Source organism: Pseudovibrio sp. Alg231-02 (assembly GCF_900143565.1).
GTDB lineage: Bacteria > Pseudomonadota > Alphaproteobacteria > Rhizobiales > Stappiaceae > Pseudovibrio.
In genome coordinates this window covers 180654-200477 of sequence record NZ_FREX01000005.1, presented here as the reverse complement: position 1 = coordinate 200477, position 19824 = coordinate 180654, and the positions used below count along the sequence as shown (strand labels likewise).

Annotated in this window: 16 protein-coding genes; 15 read left to right on the top strand and 1 reads right to left on the bottom strand. The window is 50.7% G+C overall.

Translation table 11 applies throughout. The annotated features are described in order from the left end of the window. The first annotated feature begins 103 nt into the window (after positions 1 to 103). The 15 genes from DHN43_RS15240 to DHN43_RS15170 all read left to right on the top strand — a co-directional run bounded on the left by DHN43_RS15240 (position 104) and on the right by DHN43_RS15170 (position 18957). Positions 104 to 1960: a HoxN/HupN/NixA family nickel/cobalt transporter gene (locus DHN43_RS15240; protein ID WP_108819144.1), complete on the top strand. Its 1857-nt coding sequence runs from the start codon at positions 104 to 106 to the stop codon at positions 1958 to 1960. A gap of 704 nt (positions 1961 to 2664) precedes the next feature. Then, positions 2665 to 3753, top strand: coding sequence for a TRAP transporter substrate-binding protein (locus DHN43_RS15235; protein WP_063290292.1), 1089 nt, complete (start codon positions 2665 to 2667; stop codon positions 3751 to 3753). 129 nt (positions 3754 to 3882) lie between these two features. Further along, positions 3883 to 4416: a TRAP transporter small permease subunit gene (locus tag DHN43_RS15230; RefSeq protein WP_108819143.1), complete on the top strand. Its 534-nt coding sequence runs from the start codon at positions 3883 to 3885 to the stop codon at positions 4414 to 4416. Between the two features lie 6 nt (positions 4417 to 4422). Further along, a complete protein-coding gene (locus DHN43_RS15225; RefSeq protein WP_063290291.1) occupies positions 4423 to 6003 on the top strand; it encodes a TRAP transporter large permease in 1581 nt (526 codons plus the stop codon). 450 nt (positions 6004 to 6453) lie between these two features. After that, positions 6454 to 8436, top strand: a complete 1983-nt coding sequence (locus DHN43_RS15220; protein ID WP_199914815.1) for an AMP-dependent synthetase/ligase — start codon at positions 6454 to 6456, stop codon at positions 8434 to 8436. A gap of 5 nt (positions 8437 to 8441) precedes the next feature. Then, positions 8442 to 9251: an ABC transporter ATP-binding protein gene (locus tag DHN43_RS15215; protein WP_057461916.1), complete on the top strand. Its 810-nt coding sequence runs from the start codon at positions 8442 to 8444 to the stop codon at positions 9249 to 9251. An 11-nt stretch (positions 9252 to 9262) separates the two neighbouring features. Then, positions 9263 to 10246: a branched-chain amino acid ABC transporter permease gene (locus DHN43_RS15210; RefSeq protein ID WP_057461839.1), complete on the top strand. Its 984-nt coding sequence runs from the start codon at positions 9263 to 9265 to the stop codon at positions 10244 to 10246. A 12-nt stretch (positions 10247 to 10258) separates the two neighbouring features. Beyond that, complete coding sequence (locus tag DHN43_RS15205; protein ID WP_063290290.1) at positions 10259 to 11335, top strand: branched-chain amino acid ABC transporter permease; 1077 nt, start codon at positions 10259 to 10261, stop codon at positions 11333 to 11335. A 72-nt stretch (positions 11336 to 11407) separates the two neighbouring features. Beyond that, positions 11408 to 12721 (top strand): ABC transporter substrate-binding protein, encoded by a 1314-nt coding sequence (locus DHN43_RS15200; RefSeq protein ID WP_063290289.1) that lies wholly within the window; start codon positions 11408 to 11410, stop codon positions 12719 to 12721. An 87-nt stretch (positions 12722 to 12808) separates the two neighbouring features. Continuing rightward, positions 12809 to 13672 carry an ABC transporter ATP-binding protein gene (locus DHN43_RS15195; RefSeq protein WP_057461836.1) on the top strand — a complete coding sequence of 288 codons (864 nt, stop codon included), beginning with the start codon at positions 12809 to 12811 and terminating at the stop codon, positions 13670 to 13672. A gap of 123 nt (positions 13673 to 13795) precedes the next feature. Then, complete coding sequence (locus DHN43_RS15190) at positions 13796 to 14821, top strand: ribonuclease T2 family protein (protein ID WP_208995436.1); 1026 nt, start codon at positions 13796 to 13798, stop codon at positions 14819 to 14821. A 75-nt stretch (positions 14822 to 14896) separates the two neighbouring features. Then, on the top strand, positions 14897 to 16141 hold the full coding sequence (locus DHN43_RS15185; RefSeq protein ID WP_108819140.1) for a phenylacetate--CoA ligase family protein: 1245 nt from the start codon (positions 14897 to 14899) through the stop codon (positions 16139 to 16141). A 173-nt stretch (positions 16142 to 16314) separates the two neighbouring features. Further along, a complete protein-coding gene (hemH, locus tag DHN43_RS15180; RefSeq protein WP_108819139.1) occupies positions 16315 to 17361 on the top strand; it encodes a ferrochelatase in 1047 nt (348 codons plus the stop codon). A 148-nt stretch (positions 17362 to 17509) separates the two neighbouring features. Further along, positions 17510 to 18484, top strand: coding sequence for an SPFH domain-containing protein (locus tag DHN43_RS15175; RefSeq protein ID WP_063303510.1), 975 nt, complete (start codon positions 17510 to 17512; stop codon positions 18482 to 18484). Between the two features lie 5 nt (positions 18485 to 18489). After that, positions 18490 to 18957: an NfeD family protein gene (locus DHN43_RS15170; protein ID WP_063290285.1), complete on the top strand. Its 468-nt coding sequence runs from the start codon at positions 18490 to 18492 to the stop codon at positions 18955 to 18957. 2 nt (positions 18958 to 18959) lie between these two features. Here DHN43_RS15170 and DHN43_RS15165 read toward each other — a convergent pair whose 3' ends face one another. Next, positions 18960 to 19820, bottom strand: coding sequence for an OmpA/MotB family protein (locus DHN43_RS15165; protein ID WP_057461830.1), 861 nt, complete (start codon positions 19818 to 19820; stop codon positions 18960 to 18962). Positions 19821 to 19824: the final 4 nt, after the last annotated feature.

The following is a 19824-nucleotide window of genomic DNA, read 5'->3' as shown; positions in this document are numbered from 1 at the left end:
TTACGGGAAAAACGTATCTCAGGACCTTCAATAAATGGGTCTTGAATTTGCCGTTATTTTATTACACTTGTCGTGTCGGGTTCTCACATTTTGTTAAGGCGCCATGTCTCATAAGCTCCTACGGTTTTTGACCGCATTCTGCATGCTGCTGGTATTTCTGTTGCCTTCTCAACAGGTTGCAGCGCATCCGCATATGTTTGTGCAAGCGCGCGCCGAGTTGGTGTTTGATGATGACGGGTATCTGACTCACATTCGGCACAAATGGCTGTTTGACGACCTGTACACGGCCTATGCCGTGCAGGGGTTGGATGCCAATCAGAATGGATTTTTCGAGAGAAATGAGCTGGATGAGCTGGCTAAGATCAACATTGAGGGTCTTGGAGAGTACGGTTACTTCACGTTTGGGGATGATAGCAAAGCGGAGATAGATTTCTCCGAGCCATTTGATCCATCCATGAAAATGATCAAGGTGGCCTTTGATGATTACTGGTTGATCAGCGATGAAGACCGAGCAGCAATTGCTGAAGAGATTGCAGCTGGTCGCAGTCAGCCAGACACGAGCCCTGTGTCATTGGTGGAGTTGAGCTTTACACTGCCGCTCAAAGAGAAGATCAAGACTGACGAGCCGATCACACTCGATGTTTATGACCCAACCTACTACATCGATTTTAAATGGCCTAAGGCAGATATGGCCGTGACGCTGAAGAATGCTCCCGGAAAATGCTCTGTTGAGCTGGTCCATCCTCCTGAGCTGGACGGACAAATTGCTGCCCAGTTGGCAACGATCGGTGCTGACCAGCGTAATGTTCCTGAAGAGTTGCAGGGATACACAGCAGCGCTTGTCAATCAGGTGATTGTGTCGTGCGATGGTGTGGCGACTACAACAGCTTCTACGGGCAATACTAAATTCATTTCCGAGATTACACCTGGGCCAGTTGAGAGTGCACCTGCGTCTGCAGAAGATGCAGTGGCAGCGCTTGCGCAAGGTGGTGAGCCGATGACGCTGTCTTCCGTTTCTGAGCGTGAGACTGCGGATACTGCTGAACTGCGTGGTCCGGATATGAATATTTTCCAGCAAGGCATGGCGACCATTACTCGGTTGCAGAATGAGTTTTATCTTAAGCTGACAAGCGCGCTGAGAAACTTCCGCAACAACCCTTCTGCCGGGTGGCTTCTGATGCTGATCAGCTTTGCGTATGGTGTGTTCCACGCTGCAGGGCCGGGGCATGGTAAGGCAGTGATTTCTTCTTACGTGATTGCAGATGAGCAGACTTTGAAGAAAGGGATCGCGCTCTCCTTTGCTTCTGCCTTTGCGCAAGCAGTGACAGCGATTGTGCTGGTTGGCGGGGCTGGAGTCCTTTTGCATCTGACCAGTACGGCGATTAATGCAACAGCCCGCTGGTTTGAGCTTGGCTCTTATGTGTTGGTCTTCCTGCTTGGCCTCTACCTTGTTTGGCAACGTGTTTTGAAGCCATGGTTTGGTAAAAAGCCTGCTTCGAGCTGCGGTCATTCACATGATCACGACCATCATCAACATGAGCATTCTGAGCATGGAGAGGTTTGTTCCAGCTGTGGGCATGCGCATGCGCCGGATCCGAAGATGGTTCAGAACTCAGCCATGACACTCACAAGCATCTGGTCAATCATTCTGGCAGTGGGGCTTCGTCCATGCACCGGTGCTTTGATCGTGCTTGCGTTTGCGTTTTCTCAGGGCATGATTTGGGCTGGTGTGGCCTCCACGCTCGTGATGGCATTGGGGACAGGTATTACCGTTTCTGTTCTGGCGAGTCTCGCAGTGCTCTCGCGTGAGGTTGCCTTGCGGATCTGGGGTGCCGACAGTCAGGCTGGTACGGTTATTTTGCGCGGTTTTGAGGTGGTTGGCGCTCTGACTATTTTGCTGATGGGAACGTTGATGCTGATTGCTGGGCTGAATGGTGGCGCAACGGCAGGTCTGTTCTAGATTACGGCAATTTTTGGAAGAATCGCTCTCGAAATGCCTGAGAAGTTTGCTTTCAAGCAATTTCGTATGGGCGTTTTCGAAGAAATTCGCGCTATCGTTAATGCGCGAACCTGTAGAAAACCACACCTTCGTGTGGATAGTTGTTTGTGCATCGGAACGCATCTTTAAATGTTAGCTGTCTTCGCTTTGCAATGCCGACCTGATTGAGGTCTAGGGTCTCGGATTTATCGGGTGGCATCGTGTCTGCGCACCTCTGCTCAGTTTCAACTGAAACTGTAGATTAGTTTCCTCTAAATTATTGTATTTTAAAGCATCTACCACCTGTGTGGCTTAATTCACCCAGAAAATTAATGGAGCAATGCTCAAGCCAGTTAGGTCATGTAGGCTGACTTATTAACATTGAAATAAAAGGCTATGAATTCCGATTTCGGAGGTTGATTGTTAGCCCTCAAGGGCGGAGATTCCTAAAAATGTTTCGATAGTTACGTTACGGCTGGTTTCGGTTGAAAACGCATAGATGAGGTACGCTCAGTTGATCCAAGAATAATTAATTTGTCCAATAGGGTGCAGATTTCCTTGTATTTTCACGTAGTTTTAGGGTTATAAGAAGTTGGTCATGTTGTCGCAGAGATCTCAATGGAAGAGGTTCAATTCTGCGGAGGCATAAAGAGATTTGATTTAAGAAGCTCTTGGGAGGAGTTTTTATGGACCGCCGTAGTTTTCTGAAAAATGCTGGTTTGGCAGGTGCAACCGCTGGCGCAGCTACTCTTGCAGCTCCAGCACTCGCAGCTGGTAAGCGCGAACTGAAAATGGTCACCACCTGGCCTAAGAACTTCCCGGGTCTCGGCACTGGCGCACAGCGCATCGCTGACCGTATCACTGCTGCCAGTGAAGGTCAGCTGACTGTAAAGCTGTTTGCTGCCGGTGAACTTGTTCCTGCATTTGAGAGCTTCGACGCTGTTTCCAATGGTACAGCTGACATGTACCACGCTGCTGACTACTACTGGCTCGGCAAGCACAAAGCATTTGGCTTCTTCACTGCTGTTCCAATGGGCATGACAGCTGCTGAGCTGGAAGCATGGATGCACTTCGGTGGTGGTCAACAGCTTTGGGATGAGCTTGCTGGTCAGTTCAACGTTAAATCCTTCCTGGCTGGTAACACCGGTCTGCAGGCAGGTGGCTGGTTCAACAAAGAGATCAAATCTCTTGAAGACCTCAAAGGCCTGAAAATGCGTATGCCTGGTCTGGGTGGTGAAGTTCTTCGCCGTCTTGGTGCATCAGCTGTTGCGCTTCCTGGTTCTGAAATCTTCCCTGCAATGCAGTCCGGCGCGATCGACGCAACCGAGTGGGTTGGCGCATGGAACGACATGGCGTTTGGTTTCTATAAAGTTGCTAAGTACTACTACACCAAAGGCTTCCATGAGCCAGGTGCTGGTCTGTCCTTCGGCATGAACAAAGGTGTTTGGGAAAGCTTCACACCTGGTCAGCAGGAGTTGATCCGTTCTGCATGTATGGCAGAGAACAACTACATGTTCGCTGAGTACAACCACAACAACGGTGCTGCCCTGGAAACTCTCCTGACCAAGCACAACGTTCAGGTTCGTGACTTCTCCGACGACGTGTTCGATGCAATTGGCCGTAAAGCTGAAGAAGTTGTTGCTGAAGTGGCTGAGACAGATGACATCTCCAAGCGCATCTACGAAAGCTACGTTAAATCTCGTAAGGAAACCTCTGCATGGTCCAGCCTTGCTGAGCGTAACTACCTGACAGCTCGCGATCGTATCCTGGGCTAATTTTACTTATTGCTGCACTCGCTCTCCGCAATCCTTGCGGGGAGCTTTTCTTTCAAGAGCTCTATCTTGGCCTTTGGGGCCCAATAATAATCCTAGAGGCTTGGTTTAGACCAAGACGAAGAGGCGGGCATGCGCGCCCTAATGAACCTGATTACCTCAGTCAATCGTGGCATCGGCAAGAGCTGCGCCTGGCTGACTTTGGGCATTGTGCTTGTCCAATTTACAGTGGTGGTGATGAGATACGTTTTCGGTATCGGTTCCATCTGGATGCAAGAATCCATCACCTACATGCACGGTTTCCTGTTTATGTCGGCTGCTGCTTATACGCTAAGCGTAGATGGGCACGTGCGGGTCGATATCTTCTACCGTGATGCACGCCCACGTATCAAAGCGATGGTTGATCTGCTTGGTTCGGTGTTCTTCCTTCTTCCGATGTGTGCGGTGATTGTCTATTGGTCCTGGGGCTATGTGCTCAGTTCCTGGGCAATCTGGGAAGGGTCTCAGGAGGCATCCGGCATTCAAGGACGGTATCTTCTGAAGAGTGCGATTATCGCCTTTGCCGTTCTCGTTTCCTTACAGGGTGTCGCCATTATTATTCGAAGTGTTCTTGCCCTTCGCGGTGACAAGAAGGCCCTCGACTCATTTCGTCAGATCCAGGAGTAATCGGAGATGGATGGACTTCTTCATACTCTTGATATTTTGATGTTTGCGGTTGCCTGTATTTGTTTGCTGGCGGGCTTCCCTGTTGCATTTACTCTTGCTGGTGTCGCACTGATTTTCGCTCTGATCGCGTCGTTCTTTGGCGGTAGCGTGACCCTTGGTGCGATCCCGAGCCGAATTTTCGGCACCATGTCCAACGAAACCCTGATCGCGGTTCCACTCTTCATCTTCATGGGGGTGATGCTGGAGCGTTCCAAGGTTGCGGAAGAGCTGCTGGAAACCATGGGCCGGTTGTTTGGGCGTATGCCGGGCGGTCTGGGGCTTTCTGTCACGATTGTGGGTGCTCTGCTTGCAGCCTCAACCGGTATTGTGGGCGCCACCGTGGTGACTATGGGGCTTTTGTCTCTGCCGACCATGCTGCGTAACGGTTACAGCCCGCGTCTTGCCTGCGGTTCGATTGCAGCCTCCGGTACGTTGGGGCAGATTATTCCGCCTTCCATCGTGCTTGTGTTCCTTGCTGACCAGCTTTCCAACGGCTACCAGATCGCTCAGCGTGAGATGGGTAATTTTGCTCCAGATCCATTCTCTGTAGGGGATTTATTTGCAGGGGCGCTTATTCCTGGTCTTGCACTTGTTGGCCTTTACATTGTGTACCAGCTGTTTGTTGCGTTCACACAACCGCACAAAGCGCCTCCAATGCGTGATGACGGGTCTGCGGGACCAACCCTCAGTCAGGTTCTTCACGCTCTTGTGCCGCCAATTGCGCTTATTATCGCGGTGCTTGGTTCAATTCTCGTAGGTATTGCGACACCAACTGAAGCTGCTGCTGTGGGGGCTGTTGGTGCGTTGTTGCTTGCTGGATACCGCATGGAAGAAGACAAGCCTTGGCCGGTGTATCTGGCGGTGCTGTCTCTTGTTGTGATGTTGGTTCTGACATCCTTCATGGATCTGCGTGTTGCACGTAACGAGATCCCAACCGGTGATATGATTGGTATCTGGGTTGCTGGTTTTGCCTGCGCAGTGCTTGCTTATGGGTTGCTCGTTTCGCTTTACCGCGTGATGGCGAAGAAAGTGCTTATGCCAGTGATGCAGTCGACCACACAGATCACCTGTATGGTGTTTGTGATCCTGATCGGCGCAACATTCTTCTCCCTGATCTTCCGTGATCTGGGTGGCGAAGAACTGGTGAAGGAAGCGCTGACCGGTCTGCCGGGTGGTGCGCTGGGTGCGATTATTGCGGTTATGGCTGTAATGTTCGTGTTGGGCTTCTTCCTGGACTTCCTGGAAATCGTGTTCGTGGTTGTTCCGCTTGTTGCACCAATTCTGCTGCAACTTGAGATGCCTAATGGTGAACCGATGAGCCCTGCATGGCTGGGTGTGATGATGGCTGTAAACTTGCAGACATCGTTCCTGACGCCTCCGTTCGGCTTTGCGCTGTTCTATCTGCGGGGTGTGGCACCACCGTCAGTGAAAACCTCAGACATTTACTTCGGTATCATCCCGTTTGTTCTCATTCAGGTTCTGATGCTGATCATCCTGTGGTACCTGCCGGAAATGGCAACATGGTTGCCAAAAGTGATCTACGGCTAAAAGTATTAATCGCTTAGTATATGTAAGGGGCGCGAGTATTCGCGCCCCTTTTTTGTTGCAGTGCCCATAGCCCAAAGTAGTGATTCTTTTTTGACTTAGTCCAATGATCTACAAAAAGGAATTGAAACCTATTCAAAAGTATTGGGCATTGATTTACCTATAGTATTTCGCTTATGCGTGACAAATATAATGCATGTATACCTTAGTATAGAGTTTTTTGAATGTAACTCGTTGAAATATCACGGTTTTGCATTGCACAAGTGCTCAAGGTTGCAACGCGCAATGAATAAAACCCATTAAAAAAGCTTTCGTATCTTGCTAAGAATAAGTCCAGGGAGGAACTCGCAGGTGGAGGACTTGCGAGGCGGGGCTATTAGTCTTTCGTATTTCCTCAGAGTAAACAGGCAGACCAAAGGCACAAGATGACCTTTGGTGAGAGGTGATTCAAAGATGCAGGTGCCTCCGTCAGCGGGTATGGACACATTTCCGCAGTTGCTTATTCGGAATGCGCGGGAATGGGGGGATCGTCCCGCGTATCGCGAAAAGGACCTCGGGATCTGGCAGAGCTGGACCTGGCGTGAGGTCCTTGGAGAAGTGCGCAAGCTTTCTCTTGGGCTCAAGAGCCTTGGATGCAAAGAGGGCGACAAGGTTGCGGTGATTGGTGCAAACCGTCCGCATCTTTATTGGGTCTTTGCGGCCGTGCAGGCGCTGGGTGGTATTCCGATCCCAGTCTATTCTGACTCAGTGGCAGAAGAGATCGGCTACGTGCTTGGCCACGCAGAAGTGCGCTTTGCGGTTGTTGAAGATCAGGAGCAGGTTGATAAGCTGCTTGAGATGTCCGAGAAGCTACCGCTGCTCGAGCACATCATTTACGAAGACCCTAAAGGCCTTCGTGATTACGACCACACAAGCCTTCATCGTTACCTGAGCGTTCAGGAAGCCGGGCAGACCCTGCTCGACAACGATGAGAAGCTAGCGGATGACTGGTTTGATGCCGTCAATGCTGGCAAGAGTGAAGACGTTGCTGTGATCCTTTACACCTCCGGTACGACCGGTCGTCCGAAAGGGGTGATGCTGACCTTCAATAACCTGGTTGTTGCTGTTCAGAATGCGAACAAGTTTGATAACCTGGATGAGAATGCAGACACAGTCGCATACCTGCCGATGGCATGGGTTGGTGACCATGTGTTCTCCTACGCACAGTGTCTTACAGCCGGGTACTGCGTGAACTGTCCTGAAGGTCCGGAAACAGTTTCGATTGACCGCAAGGAAATTGCCCCAACTTACATGTTTGCACCGCCGCGGGTGTTTGAGGGCATGCTGACGCACATCACAGTTCGCATGGAAGATGCGGGCAAGATGAAGAAGAAGCTGTTTGACTACTTCCTCGCTTATGCAAACCAGGTTGGTGAGCGCATTTTGAACGGAGAGAAAGTCTCTCTGTTTGAGCGCATGAAGTATGCTGTCGGTGAGTTCTGTGTGTATGGGCCGCTGAAGAACGAGATGGGTTTTTCCCGTGTTCGTGTGGCTTACACCGCGGGTGAAGCGATTGGTCCAGAGATCTTCAAGTTCTACCGCTCAATCGGCCTAAACCTGAAGCAGCTTTACGGGCAGACGGAATCTTCCGTGTTCATTACCTCTCAGCCTGATGGCCAGATTTATGCTGATACGGTTGGCGTTCCTATGCCAGATGTTGAAGTGAAGATCGCGGAGAGTGGTGAGGTTATGTATCGCTCGCCGGGTGCGTTCCTTGGTTACTACAAGAACGATGAGGCAACGAAGGATACCAAGACTGAGGATGGCTGGGTTCACACTGGTGATGCTGGCATGTTCCTTGAGAATGGACACCTGAAGATCATTGACCGTGCGAAGGACGTGGGCAAGCTGACTGATGGCTCCATGTTTGCGCCGAAGTACATTGAGAACAAGCTAAAGTTCTTCCCGAACATCAAAGAAGCTGTGACCTTCGGAAACGAGCGCGACTACGTTTGTGCCTTTGTGAATATTGACCTTGTTGCGGTTGGTAACTGGGCTGAGCGGAACAACATTGCATATGCTTCCTATCAGGAACTGGCCGCACATCCTGACGTTTACAAAACAATCCAAAGCCATGTGGATCAGGTGAACAAGGATCTTTCTGAAGAGCCAATGATGGCTGGTGCCCAGATCAAACGTTTCCTTGTTTTGCATAAAGAGCTGGATCCGGATGATGGTGAGCTGACACGTACTCAGAAAGTCCGTCGTAACTTCGTTGCTGACCGATATGCGCCTCTGATTGAAGCATTCTATGCGGGTGAGACCTCCAAGCATGTGGTGACCGAGGTGACCTTTGAAGATGGCCGTCAAGGCACGATTGAAGCCACTGTCGAGATCCGGGACATGGACACCCATAGCACTAAAGCAATGTCCGCGATTGGGGAGGCGGCAGAATGACTGTAATGGATCCAACGCTCGAAGAGGTCAAAAAAAGGGCCGAGGAGCGCGAGGTTCTGCTGGATCTTGAGAACGTTTCTCTCTCCTTTGGCGGCGTTAAGGCAATCACGAACATCTCCTTCAACATCAAGAAGGGTGAAATTCGCGCGATCATTGGTCCCAATGGTGCTGGCAAGACGTCCATGCTCAACGTGATCAATGGTTTCTATCAGCCTCAGGAAGGTGTGATCACCTTCAACGGCGAAAAGCGCAGGTCCATGAAACCGCATCTTGCGGTTAGTCAGGGTATCGCTCGAACCTTCCAGAACGTTGCTTTGTTTAAGGGTATGTCCACGCTGGACAACATCATGGCGGGACGTGCAACGCGGATGAAGCAGAACTTATTCTGGCAGATGCTCTATTGGGGGCCTGCTCAGAGGGAAGAGATTGAGCATCGTAAGAAGGTCGAGGAAATCATCGACTTTCTCGAAATCCAGCATATTCGCCGCACACCAGTGGGAACGCTTCCTTACGGCTTGCAGAAGCGTGTTGAGCTTGCTCGTGCGTTGGCGATGGAGCCAGAACTGCTGCTGCTCGATGAGCCGATGGCAGGGATGAACCTGGAAGAGAAAGAGGACATGAGCCGCTTCATTCTGGATGTGAATGATCAGCTCGGCACTACGATTGCTCTGATTGAGCATGACATGGGTGTTGTGATGGACCTTTCCGACCGTGTCGTTGTTTTGGACTATGGCCGCAAGATCGCTGATGGCGTGCCAGAAGAAGTGCAGAGCAACCCAGAAGTTATTGATGCCTATCTGGGCGTGTCACACTAGGGAGCACCCCCATGGAAACACTTTATAACGTACTAATTGATCCATTTGTTCAGATGTACGGAATGCCGGACTTCTTTCTACAGGTGTTGTGGGAAGGTCTCGTCTCCGGTGTTCTTTATGCGCTGATTGCACTTGGTTTCGTTCTCATCTTTAAATCCTCGCGCATCTTTAACTTTGCGCAAGGCATTATGGTTGTGTTTGCTGCGCTGTCTTTGGTTGGCCTGCATACCTTCCTGGTTCCGTTTGTTGGCAACGAGTTTGTTGCTGCTGCAATCGCGATGCCGCTTACTCTTGGCATCATGTATGCGTTGGCGATGAGCGTTGAGCGTGTTGTGCTTCGTCCGCTTGTCGGGCAGCCCGACATTATTCTGTTCATGGCAACCATCGGTATCACCATGTTCCTCATCGGTTTTGGTGAGTTCGTGTTCGGTGGTGAGAACAAGGTGATGATCACCGAAGCGCTTGGTATTCCAACCGGTGCTATTGAATTTGAACCGTTCGGCGGCTTCCTGCTTCTGGAAGAGAAAGACGTGTTCGCGGTTGTTATGGCGATCGTGCTGGTTATCAGCCTGCTGGTGTTCCTGAACAAATCTGCGATGGGTCGTGCGATCCGTGCACTGGGTGATGATCATACTGCAGCGCTGTCTGTTGGTATCTCCCTCAGCACTATCTGGGTTCTGGTCTGGTTTATTGCAGGTGTGATTGCTCTTGCCACTGGTGTCGTCTGGGGAGCTCGTGCGGGTGTGTCTTTCGCTTTGGAAGTGATTGCGTACAAGGCCTTGCCAGTGCTGATGCTTGGTGGTCTGGAATCTGTATCAGGCGCGATTATAGGCGGCATTGCCATCGGCCTTCTTGAAAAAGTCTTCGAAATCTACTGGGGTCAGCCTCTGTTTGGTGGCAACACCGAAACCTGGTTCGCCTTCATCTTTGCTTTGATTGTTCTGCTGTTCCGTCCGCAAGGGCTGTTCGGTGAGAAAATCATCGAGCGCGTGTAAGGGAGGCCTGACGTGTTTTACAGAACTTCTGGTCAGTTCAAAACGACCTATGAAAGTGATCAGGCGCTCTTCCCAATCAAGCAGGATATGGTCCTGCTGGTTGTGATCCTTGCTGCTATGTATGTGATCTTTCCGATGTTCGCATCGGAGTTCACCTACAAGGCTCTGCTTGTGCCTGTGCTGATTTATTCTCTGGCCTCGCTTGGCCTGAACATTTTGACCGGTTATGCCGGACAGCTTTCGCTGGGGACTGCGGGCTTCATGGGCGTTGGCGCTTATGCTTGCTACAAGATCACTACGATCTTCCCGGAAATGAACATCATTGTTGCGTTGTTCCTTTCTGGCTTCTTCTCAGCTGCGGTTGGGGTTGCGTTTGGTTTGCCGTCGCTGCGCATTAAAGGCTTCTACCTTGCGATTGCGACGCTTGCTTCGCAGTTCTTTCTGGTGTGGCTCTTTGAGAAGTGGGCGTGGCTTTACAACTACAATGCATCCGGGGCGATTGAAGTGCGCACCATGGACATCTTCGGTCTTGTTGTGACTGGTCCGAATGCATCGCCTATGGTTCAGTACTACTTTGTTCTTGGCATCGTATCTGTTGTGACCTTTGCGATGATCAACCTGACACGTGGCCGATATGGCCGTACGTGGAAGGCTGTTCGTGACATGGATATTGCTGCGGAGCTGGTAGGCATCAACCTGATGCGTGCAAAGCTGTCTGCCTTTGCTGTCAGCTCCTATATCGTGGGTATCGCCGGCGCGCTGATGGTGTTCTTCTGGAAAGGTGCTGCCGAGCCAAACCTCTTTGACATTCCAATGAGTTTCCAGATCGTCTTTATCGCGATCATTGGTGGCCTTGGCAGTGTGATGGGGAACTTCCTCGGAGCGATCCTGATTGTGGCTCTGCCAGTTGTGCTGAACCTTCTGCCAGAAATGCTTGGCCTGAGTATCGGTTCTGCCACCATGGAACACGTCAACGTTATGGTGGTTGGTTCTCTCATTATCATGTTCTTGATTGTCGAGCCTCACGGTCTTGCGCGGTTCTGGGCGCTTATTCGTGAAAAGCTCATCATTTGGCCATTCCCTCACTAATAAAGAACTGCGGGAGCAGCTGGGGAATAGAGGAAATGGTCCGCGGCGGGAGCCGCAAACGCGGAGGAAAATATGAAACACTTTACGAATTTAGGTAAGGCTGTTGCAGCAGGTGCCCTTGCAGTTGCCATGAGCACAGCTGCAATGGCAGCAGACGGTCTTAACTTTCCAAACCTGACATACCGTACTGGCCCATTTGCGGGTACTGGTACGCCAATCATGAACGGCCAGCGTGATTACATGCTTATGCTGAACGAACGTGATGGTGGTATTGGCGGCGTGCCAATCGATTACATCGAGTGTGAAACCGGTTACAACACCAACAAAGGCGTTGAGTGCTACGAGAAGACTAAGGGAGAAGCTCTCGTAACTCAGCCATGGTCAACCGGTATCACTTTGCAGGTTATGCCTCGCACCAACGTGGACCGTATTCCTATTCTGGCACCTGGCTACGGTTTCTCGCCAATGTCAGACGGTGATACGTTTGCGTGGGCGTTTAACCCACCAGTGTCCTACTGGGATGGCGCATACATGATCCTCGACTACATTGCTGGTGGTGACATGTCTTCGCTGAAGGGTAAGAAGATCGTTCTTCTGCATCTTGACCACCCATTCGGTAAAGAGCCAATTCCGCTTCTGGAAAAACTCGCTGAAATGCATGATTTCAAGCTGGTTCCGATCCCTGTTGGTCTGAAAGAAATGCAGAACCAGTCTGCGCAGTGGTTGCAGATCCGTCGTGAGCGTCCAGACAACGTCGTTATGTGGGGTTGGGGTGCTATGAACGCCGGTGCGATCACCGAAGCGGTTAAGACACGCTACCCAATGGAAAACTTCATCGGCATCTGGTGGTCTGGCTCTGATGCTGACCTGCAGAACGTTGGCGCTAAAGCGAAGGGCTACAAGTCTGTCAGCTTCAACGCTCCAGGTAACTTCCCTGTGCTCGAAGACATCCGTAAGCATGTTGTTTCCAAAGGCAACTCAGAAATCAAATCTGAAGCTGACATGGACACCATCTTCTACCAGCGCGGTATCATCATCTCCATGATCCTTGCTGAAGCAGCAAAAACCGCTCAGGACAACTTTGGTGAAAAGAACATCAATGCTGAACAGCTGCGCTGGGGCCTTGAAAATCTGGACATCACTGCAGCTCGCCTTGAAGAGCTGGGTATGAAGGGCATGACACCTCCACTGAAGATGGCTTGTGACAACCATACTGGTCACTCTGGTGCATGGATGCTTGAGTGGAACGGCGAAGAGTTTGTACAGGCAAGTGACCTGCTGACTCCAAACCGTGAACTGATCAAGCCGCTTGAGCTGGAAAAAGCTGCTGACTACGCGAAAAACAATGCTCCTTGGCCAGGTCGTGGCGACCTCGCTTGTAACTAAGCCTTGTTGTTTTGGTCGGGCGCAGTGGTGCCCGGCCAATTTATCGAATTCAAACAATCGGAATGTTCGCAGGTTAAGGCTGATCTCATGAACGCAATTGCAGAACAGACATCAAAATCCAAGGCACCAGCCGCTAACCTGCAGGTTGCCGAAGACATTTTGTCTATCAACAACATCGAAGTCATTTACGACCACGTGGTTCTGGTTCTCAAAGGTGTTTCTTTGACCGTGCCTAAGGGTGGTATTGTTGCTCTGCTGGGTGCGAACGGTGCCGGGAAGACAACGACCCTGAAAGCGATCTCCAACCTGCTGCAAGCAGAACGTGGAGAAGTGACGAAGGGCAATATTATTTTTCAAGGAAAGCAAGTTCAGGCGCTTTCTCCGAACGAACTGGTTCAGCGCGGATGCATTCAGGTCATGGAAGGCCGTCGTTGTTTTGGCCACCTTTCCATTGAAGACAACCTGATGACTGGTGCCTATACCCGCAAAGATGGCAATGCTGAGATCAAGCGCGATCTGGAAATGGTGTATGACTACTTCCCGCGTCTGCGTGAGCGTCGGGGATCTCAAGCGGGTTATACTTCTGGTGGTGAGCAGCAGATGTGTGCAGTGGGTCGTGCCTTGATGAGCCGCCCAGACATGATTTTGCTGGATGAGCCAAGCATGGGCCTTGCTCCACAGTTGCAGGAAGAAATCTTTGAGATCGTGAAGAAACTGAACAAGAATGAAGGTGTGTCCTTCCTTCTTGCTGAGCAGAATACCAACGTTGCGCTTAAATACGCGACCTATGGGTACATCATGGAAGCTGGCCGTATCGTGCTGGATGGTGATGCTGATTCTTTGCGCGAAAACGAAGACGTGAAAGAGTTCTATCTAGGTGTTGGTGGAGAAGGGCGTAAATCCTTCCGTGATGGCAAACACTACAAACGCCGCAAACGGTGGTTGGCGTAATCTGCATTAGTTGAGAACTTGCCCCTAAAATAGTGGGGGTGAACTGTCACAGGAAGTCAATGTATCTGGTTTTGAATAATCTGCATGCTGCTTATTGCTGCAAAAGGTATTTTGGAGGACCACATGCATTTTCTTTCTAAAGTGATTGTCGGGGCTGCGCTTTTGAGCGTGGCCTCTGTTTTGCCTGCTGCTTCTCAAGTGAAGTTGGAGGGTTTCTTTCTTGCTGAGGAAGCCTGTCCAGCATTTCAATCTATTCGTAAGCAGACAAATCCTGGAAACGTTCATGTGGAACGGATGCGAGCCTATGAACTGCTTGGGAAGAACAAATCGCAAGCATCTCATTACTTCATTCGCATGAATGGCGTAAATCCAGCTGAGCGTTGGGTGGATGTTTCCTGTGGTCTGCATCTGGTTAAAGCTGATGGTAGCGAGCAGAATACTGGCAATGGTTCTGGAGGTTCTGCTGGATCAAATGTGGTTCGCCCTGCTGTCAAAGGGCCTTCGGCAGACGCTGAGTTCCTGCTTGCTGCGAGCTGGCAACCTGCTTTTTGTCAAACACATCAAGAGATACCGGAGTGTTCTTCTCAGGTGGAAGGACGGTTTGATGCGAGCCACTTTGCATTGCATGGTTTGTGGCCTCAACCGCGTGGGAACTTCTGGTGTGGTGTGACTCGGGAAGAAAAGCGTCTGGCAGAAGAGCGTTCTACACGGGGGCAGTTGCCTCCAGTTGAGTTGGATGATGCAACTCGTGAAGAGCTGGATAAAGTGATGCCGGGCGCTCAGTCGCATCTGGACCGTTATGAATGGGTAAAACACGGTACTTGTTACAGCGATAGTGCAGAAGAGTATTACGCGGAATCTCTTGATCTTATGGAGCAATTGAACGGTTCAGCTGTCCGTGATCTGTTTGCCGCCAACATCGGTGAGGTGCTCACGACAGCGCAGGTTCGTGCGGCGTTTGATGAAACTTTTGGCGCTGGTGCAGGGAACCGCGTTCAGGTGCGTTGCAAAGGTGGTTTAATTACCGAGCTCTTTATCAATCTAAAGGGCAGAATTGAGCCGGATACCCCAATGCGTGAGTTACTGTTGGCCGCGAAGCCGGTGCAATCTGATTGTCAGGGCCGCGTTGATCCTGTCGGATTTAACTAGAGTACCTGTCCAATAAATTTGCGGGAGGCTTCCGTCTCCTGCTGGGAAGATGTTTGAGGCCATGGGAGGGCTTCTATGGGAAACCAATATTTTGATGAGTTGGAGATCCGGTCCCCAGAGGAACGAGAAGCTGATTTGATGGCTCGGTTGCCGGGGCAGATTGCCATGGCAAAGAACGAGGCGTCTGGTTGGGCAAAGCATCTGGCAGATGTTGACCCAGCTGAAGTCACGAGCCGTGAAGCTTTGGCTAAGCTCCCTGTTCTCCGTAAGGCGGACCTTCTTGCAGCTCAGGCTGAGGAGCCCCCACTTGGTGGGTTCGCTGCTGGTGACTTCTCTACATACAAACGCATCTTTATGTCTCCGGGACCAATCTGGGAGCCGCAGGGATCCGAAGCTGATCCATGGAAATCAGCGCGTGCGTTCCATGCGACTGGAATTCGTCCGGGCGATATCGTTCACAATGCGCTGTCCTATCACATGACACCTGGTGGGTTCATTCTGGATCAGGGTGCACGTGCATATGGTTGTGTGGTGTTTCCTGCTGGTATCGGTAATACGGACATGCAGGTTTCTGCGATCTCGAGCCTGCGCCCGACGGCTTATGCCGGTACTCCGGACTATCTGAAGGTTATTCTGGACCGTGCTGCCGAGTTGGGGGCGGATGTAAGCTCCATCAAGCATGGTCTTGTTTCCGGTGGTGCGCTTTATCCGAGCTTGCGTGAGGAATACGCAAGTCGCGGCGTGAAGGTTCTGCAAGCCTATGCAACGGCTGATCTAGGCATCGTGGCTTATGAAAGTGAAGCCATAGAAGGTCTGATTGCCAACGAAGATTTCATTATTGAAATCGTTCGTCCTGGAACGGGAGAGCCTGTTGCTCCGGGTGAAGTGGGAGAGTTGGTCGTGACGACATTCTCGCCAACCTACCCGCTTATTCGTTTCGCAACGGGTGATTTATCTGCAGTGCTACCGGGCATTTCGCCGTGTGGTCGTACGAATATGCGCCTGAAAGGGTGGATGGGGCGTGCAGACCAACGTACCAAAGTGAAGGGCATGTTTGTTGACCCGGCACAGATTGAGCGCCTTCGCAAAAACGCTGGTGATGAGGCCGGGCGTGCGCGTCTCTCAGTCGTGCGTCAGGGTGAGCAGGACCATATGATCCTGAAGGTCGAGACTGAAGCTGCAAGTGATGATTTCATTGCGGCTTTGAAGAAATCTCTGAAAGAGCACACTGGCCTCAATGGTGATGTGGAGCTGGTTGCTCCCAATACCTTGCCAAACGATGGCAAAGTGATTTCTGACGAACGTGAAGTGACTGCATAGCAGCTCTTGGTTTGATCGATTTTGAGAATGCCAGTTTGCGTTTGTGGGCTGGCATTTTTCTATTTTGGGTAGTTTCACGGTAATAATCAGAAAATCACAGGGTTTGACCTTGGCGCGAGCATTGGGAAACTCTATTTAGCAATTGGATTGGATCTGATGCGCATAGGGGTCTCATGAACCAGAGCACAAGCGGTAACGCAACAAAGCAAGAAAACCACCCTCCGGTCTCCTTTGGGAAAGTGGGTGTGCTTCTTGTAAATCTTGGGACACCAGACGGGACAGATTACTGGTCCATGCGTCGTTATCTGGCAGAGTTTCTCTCAGATCGCCGCGTCATTGAGTGGTCGCGTTTTCTCTGGTTGCCCATTTTGCATGGAATTGTCTTGAGCAAGCGCCCGCAAAAGTCCGGTGAGGCCTACAAAGAGATCTGGAACAACGAGCTGGATGAAAGTCCGTTACGCACCATTACACGGAGCCAATCTGACAAGCTTTCTGAGATGCTTTCGGGTCTGGGTGACAATGTTGTTGTCGATTGGGCTATGCGTTATGGCAATCCATCCATTGCGAGCCGTCTTGATGCGCTGAAGGAAAAGGGTTGCGACCGTATTCTCGTCTTCCCGTTGTATCCGCAATACTCAGCTTCGACGACGGCGACCGTAAACGATGAGGTCTTTCGTACACTTTTGAAGATGCGCTGGCAGCCGACCATTCGTATTGTGCCGCCTTATCATGATGACGATACTTACATCGACTCGCTTGCTGCTTCGATCAAGAACAAGCTCAGTGAGCTGGATGAAGAGCCAGAGATGGTTCTCGCGTCTTTCCACGGCATTCCGCAGAGCTACTTTGATAAGGGCGATCCGTATCACTGCCACTGTCAGAAAACGACTCGCTTGTTGCGTGAGAAGCTTGGGTGGGATGAGACGAAGCTTCAGATCACCTTCCAATCTCGTTTTGGTCCGGAAGAATGGTTACAGCCTTACACGGACAAGACAGTTGAGAAGCTGGCGAAAGATGGTGTGAAACGGATTGCCGTTTTGAATCCGGGCTTTGTTGCCGACTGCCTTGAGACTCTGGAAGAAATCGCTGGTGAAGCCGCCGAGATTTTTGAAGAACATGGCGGCGAGCAGTTTACGCATATTCCATGTCTCAATGATGCTCCTGAAGGTATGGCTGTGCTGGAGGATGTGGTTCGCCGTGAGCTTCAGGGTTGGATCTAGAAGTTAAGTTTTAATTTACTATGTAAAGAAGAGCACTCGTTTCTTTTAGGAAGCGGTGCTCTTTGGCATTTATTCGTGCAGTTTTCTCTGGTTTTAATGGGACAAAGCTACGATAGTTAAGGCAAATTCCTCCAAAGGATTAATAGATATGGATATTTTGACAGGTAGTTCGATTACTGTCCTCATTTTAGTGGCTGTGATCATTTTTGTTGTATTTGCTGGCGCGAAGATGGTTCCTCAAGGCTACAACTACACAGTTGAACGCTTTGGAAAATACCGGAAGACACTGCATCCGGGTCTGAACATCATCATCCCGTTTATTGACCAGATTGGTCATAAGTTGAATATGATGGAGCAAGTGCTTGATGTTCCAGCGCAGGAAGTGATCACCAAAGACAATGCAACGATTACTGCTGATGGTGTGACTTTCTATCAGGTGTTGAGCGCTTCTCAGGCAGCTTATGAAGTTCTGGGCTTGCAGAATGCGATTCTGAATCTGACCATGACTAACATTCGTAGTGTCATGGGTTCCATGGATCTGGACGAACTGCTCTCTAATCGTGATGAAATCAATGCTCGTTTGCTGCGTGTTGTTGACGCGGCTTGTGAGCCATGGGGCGTGAAGATCACCCGTATTGAGATCAAGGACATCAACCCTCCGAGCGATCTGGTGAATGCGATGGGTCGTCAGATGAAAGCTGAGCGTGAGAAGCGTGCTTCGATCCTGGAAGCTGAGGGTGCCCGGCAGGCCGAGATTGCTAAGGCAGAGGGTGTGAAGCAGTCACTCATTCTGGAAGCGGAAGGCCGCCAGCAAGCTGCTATGCGCGATGCTGAAGCGCGTGAGCGTCTGGCACAAGCTGAAGCTAAGGCTACCATGATGGTTTCTGAGGCGATTGCCAAAGGTGACATGGGTGCGATCAACTACTTTGTTGCTAACAAATATGTTGAAGCGTTCGGTGAACTTGCGAAGTCTCCAAACCAGAAAACTCTCATTCTGCCTATGGAAGCAACTGGGATGATTGGAAGCCTTGCCGGTATTGCTGAAATAAGCAAAGAAGTACTGAGGGACAACGAACACCGTCGTTCCAGCCGTATTCCAAATACCGGTAGTTCAGAGGGCTGATCGATATGCTGATTGAGCTGTTCCAAAACAGTATCGAACCTTGGGTTTGGTTTGCCTCCGGGCTTGTTCTTATTGGGCTTGAGTTAGCTGTTCCTGGCTCATTCCTGATCTGGTTTGGGGCAGCGGCTCTCGTTGTTGGCGCTCTGGTTGCATATTTTGATATGGACTGGCGCTGGCAGCTTGTGCTGTGGGGTGTCTTGTCTGTCAGCTTCCTCCTTATTGGTCGTCGTTTGACTGTTAAAGACGATGACAAAGAAGGTGATCCGCATCTCAATAAAAGAGGGAGCCGATATCAAGGACGTGTGTTTGTGTTGAAGCAGGCACTCGCTCATGGCAAAGGCACGCTTGAGATTGGTGACTCTATATGGCGTGTAAATGGCCCAGATTTACCAGCAGGTGCCCATGTGAAAGTCGTCGGCCAAGACGGCACAACTCTCATTGTGGAAGCAGCTTCAGAAGGCGAAGAGGCCTAGGCCTATTGATATGGATTGAAATCTGGTGGCAGCGGCGGTTCTTCTGCCATCAGCAGAATTGAAATGCGGCGGTTTGCTGCAAGATATGGGTCATTCGGGAAGAGAGGTTCAGAATCAGCTTTTCCCACTACAGAATGAATATTGTTCGAGGGCAGACCATACTCGGAAAGAATCTGTCGTGCTGTGTTTGCGCGATCTGCTGAGAGTTCCCAGCCAGTTTCACTTGGAGCTGTGATGAGCTGTCCTGTCGTCGTGTGTCCGGTAATGCGGACACGGTTTGGCATCTTTGCCAGAACAGGCGCCATTTTAGCGAGGAGCTGCCTTGTTATCTCATAAGGGTACTTTGACCCTTCCGGATACATTGAACGGCCTTCCTGATCCACAATCAGGATGTTAAGGCCTTCATCTGTTTCTTCAAGAATGATGTTGTTGGAGATCTCTGTGATCTCAGGCATTTCCTGAAATGCCTGCCGGAGCGAAACGACTGCGGTTGCAAACTGCCTCGGCTTCTCGATGTCTGCCTTTTTGGTGGTGTGGGTGTTTGCTTCCGGGCCTTGTTTACGCTTTTCTGGATGGCTCTCAGTTGCAAAATCAGCGTCTGTAATTTGCTTCTCGTAGGTGATGTCTTTCATGAAATCGCGTAGTGGCACACCTTCGATTTCAAGAACACCAGCGCGTTTGGTCACCTGTTTGATGCCGAATGCGTCTTTGATCGAGCCCGCAACTACTTGAAGTTTTTGCTTGTCTTGGACCGAGAACGAAATGATCAAAACGAAGAAACACACGAGCAGAGACATCAAGTCTGCAAACGTCAGCATCCATGCGGGTGCGCCTGCGGGAGCTGATTTTTTTCTACCTGCCATTGTG

Bases quoted from the DNA above. Each gene is read 5' to 3' on its own strand.
- DHN43_RS15240 (WP_108819144.1), top strand. From the start codon at position 104: ATGTCTCATAAGCTCCTACGGTTTTTGACCGCATTCTGCATGCTGCTG.
- DHN43_RS15235 (WP_063290292.1), top strand. From the start codon at position 2,665: ATGGACCGCCGTAGTTTTCTGAAAAATGCTGGTTTGGCAGGTGCAACC.
- DHN43_RS15230 (WP_108819143.1), top strand. From the start codon at position 3,883: ATGCGCGCCCTAATGAACCTGATTACCTCAGTCAATCGTGGCATCGGC.
- DHN43_RS15225 (WP_063290291.1), top strand. From the start codon at position 4,423: ATGGATGGACTTCTTCATACTCTTGATATTTTGATGTTTGCGGTTGCC.
- DHN43_RS15220 (WP_199914815.1), top strand. From the start codon at position 6,454: ATGCAGGTGCCTCCGTCAGCGGGTATGGACACATTTCCGCAGTTGCTT.
- DHN43_RS15215 (WP_057461916.1), top strand. From the start codon at position 8,442: ATGGATCCAACGCTCGAAGAGGTCAAAAAAAGGGCCGAGGAGCGCGAG.
- DHN43_RS15210 (WP_057461839.1), top strand. From the start codon at position 9,263: ATGGAAACACTTTATAACGTACTAATTGATCCATTTGTTCAGATGTAC.
- DHN43_RS15200 (WP_063290289.1), top strand. From the start codon at position 11,408: ATGAAACACTTTACGAATTTAGGTAAGGCTGTTGCAGCAGGTGCCCTT.
- DHN43_RS15195 (WP_057461836.1), top strand. From the start codon at position 12,809: ATGAACGCAATTGCAGAACAGACATCAAAATCCAAGGCACCAGCCGCT.
- DHN43_RS15190 (WP_208995436.1), top strand. From the start codon at position 13,796: ATGCATTTTCTTTCTAAAGTGATTGTCGGGGCTGCGCTTTTGAGCGTG.
- DHN43_RS15185 (WP_108819140.1), top strand. From the start codon at position 14,897: ATGGGAAACCAATATTTTGATGAGTTGGAGATCCGGTCCCCAGAGGAA.
- hemH (WP_108819139.1), top strand. From the start codon at position 16,315: ATGAACCAGAGCACAAGCGGTAACGCAACAAAGCAAGAAAACCACCCT.
- DHN43_RS15175 (WP_063303510.1), top strand. From the start codon at position 17,510: ATGGATATTTTGACAGGTAGTTCGATTACTGTCCTCATTTTAGTGGCT.
- DHN43_RS15170 (WP_063290285.1), top strand. From the start codon at position 18,490: ATGCTGATTGAGCTGTTCCAAAACAGTATCGAACCTTGGGTTTGGTTT.
- DHN43_RS15165 (WP_057461830.1), bottom strand. From the start codon at position 19,820: ATGGCAGGTAGAAAAAAATCAGCTCCCGCAGGCGCACCCGCATGGATG.